We start from the raw sequence: 2,294 nt of genomic DNA, 5'->3' as shown, positions 1-2,294 counted from the left end.
GCCGCAAAAGCGGGCGGCGGGGAGGATGCCGCTCCCATCAGGGCTAGTCAGGGGCCGTCGTGCCTACCGGCCATCGCATTAGGCCCATTATCCCCGAACCACACCAACAGGCTGCAGCATCAGCTGCATAAAAAGCAGGTCAAGCCATTGGCCAAACTTAAAAGCGCTTTGTTTCAGCAGGCCGGCTTCGGTAAAGCCATAGCGTTTATGAAAAGCGATACTTCCCGTGTTAGCCGCGTCAATACAGCCTATCATGGTGTGGTAGCCCTGCTCTCTGCATAGCGCTATCAGCGCCTCGAGCAGCATCCCGCCAATACCTTTGCCCTGGTACTCATGGTGCACATACACCGAATGTTCCACCGTATACTTATAGCCCTCTTTCGCCCTGAAGGTGCCATAAGTAGCATAGCCAGCCACTTTGCCTTCAGCTTCAGCTATTAATATGGGCCAGCCAGCATTTTGCTTATCCGTGAACCATTGCTCCATCTCTTCCGCAGTTTTTTCCCCATAATCATAAATAGAAGAAGCCGTCAGGATATTATGGTTCACAATGGACCGTATTTCGGGAACATGTGCAAGGCTCCCGCCTATGATGTTAATCTCCATGTTTCAAAATTAAAAAAAGCTACCCGGATATGGATAGCTTTCCAGCTTTATTTCAAGTCCAGTTCATACAGGATTATACATCAACTCCCAAATTCCCGGATCATCAATCGAACCATCGAACCATCGAACCATCGAACTATCGAATAATCGAATAATCGAACTATCGAATTACCCGATTTTCCCCACCATGTCTTCGGGTTTCACCCACTGGTCAAAATCTTCAGCTGACACATAACCCAGGCGCACGGCTTCTTCTTTGAGCGTAGTGCCGTTCTTATGGGCTGTCTGTGCAATTTCGGCTGCTTTGTAATAGCCTATCTTGGTATTAAGCGCAGTAACAAGCATCAGCGAGTTATCAACCAGCTCTTTTATGCGGGCATAGTTCGGTTCAATACCCTGTGCGCAGTGCTCGTCAAACGATACGCAGGCATCGCCCAGCAGGCGGGCGGACTGCAGGAAGTTGGCAGCCATGAGCGGCTTGAACACGTTGAGTTCATAATGGCCTTGCGTACCGCCAATGGTTATGGCAACATCATTACCCATAACCTGCGCGCAAACCATGGTCATGGCCTCACACTGGGTAGGGTTCACTTTACCCGGCATTATAGAGGAGCCAGGCTCATTTTCAGGAATAAATATTTCACCAATACCCGAACGCGGCCCCGAAGCCATCATACGGATGTCATTGGCAATCTTGTTGAGCGCCACTGCCAGTTGCTTTAGCGCGCCGTGCGCCTCAACAATAGCATCATGCGAGGCAAGCGCTTCAAATTTATTAGGCGCAGTTACAAAAGGCAATCCTGTAAACCGGGCAATATAATCAGCCACTTTTACATCGTAGCCTTCAGGGGTGTTTAGCCCTGTGCCTACAGCGGTACCGCCAAGCGCCAGTTCGCTAAGGTGTGCCATGGCATTTTTAAGGGCTTTAAGGCCATAGTTAAGCTGTGCCACATAACCTGAAAGTTCCTGCCCGAGGGTTAGCGGGGTAGCATCCATAAGGTGCGTACGGCCAATTTTCACCACATTCATAAATTCCTTTGATTTAGCCTCAAGCGTATCGCGCAGTTTCTCAACACCGGGAATGGTTACTTCCGCTACGGCTTTATAGGCTGCAATATGCATACCTGTAGGGTAGGTATCGTTTGACGACTGCGATTTATTTACATCGTCATTGGCTTTAAGCACAGGCTCGCCTTCGCCTATTTTACCACCGGCCAAAACCTGCGCACGGTTGGCAATAACCTCATTTACATTCATGTTACTTTGCGTTCCCGAACCCGTTTGCCAGATTACAAGCGGAAACTGGTCATCGAGCTTGCCGGCCAGTATTTCATCGCATACCCGGGCAATGGCATCACGCTTTTCAGCCGGCAATACCCCCAGGTCGTGGTTGGCATAGGCAGCTGCTTTTTTAAGGTAGGCAAAACCTTCAATTATTTCTTTAGGCATGGAGCCTGAAGGGCCTATTTTAAAGTTATTTCTTGAACGTTCGGTTTGTGCGCCCCAGTATTTGTCAGCCGGTACCTGCACTTCGCCCATGGTGTCTTTTTCTATCCTGTATTCCATTATTAAGTTTGTTATTTGTTTTACGTTTTGGCCTGTTTTTACAGGCAAGCCAAAATTAAGCATTATCATCAGTGATAAAAAATCAATAGCGTCCTAAACAATAAAAAAAAGAATGGTTAGTT

2 protein-coding genes are annotated in these 2,294 nt (G+C 48.3%); both read right to left on the bottom strand.

Annotated elements, in window-relative coordinates; translation table 11 throughout:
- Positions 1 to 87 precede the first annotated feature (87 nt).
- Positions 88 to 606 (bottom strand): GNAT family N-acetyltransferase, encoded by a 519-nt coding sequence (locus CHU92_RS01060; protein WP_094411732.1) that lies wholly within the window; start codon positions 604 to 606, stop codon positions 88 to 90.
- 168 nt (positions 607 to 774) lie between these two features.
- Entirely contained in the window at positions 775 to 2,172 is a 1,398-nt protein-coding gene (fumC, locus tag CHU92_RS01055; protein WP_094411733.1) for a class II fumarate hydratase, read from the bottom strand.
- Positions 2,173 to 2,294 lie beyond the last annotated feature (122 nt).

The organism is Flavobacterium cyanobacteriorum, from assembly GCF_002251835.1.
GTDB lineage: Bacteria > Bacteroidota > Bacteroidia > Flavobacteriales > Flavobacteriaceae > Flavobacterium > Flavobacterium cyanobacteriorum.
This window is presented reverse-complemented; position numbering and strand designations above follow the sequence as displayed.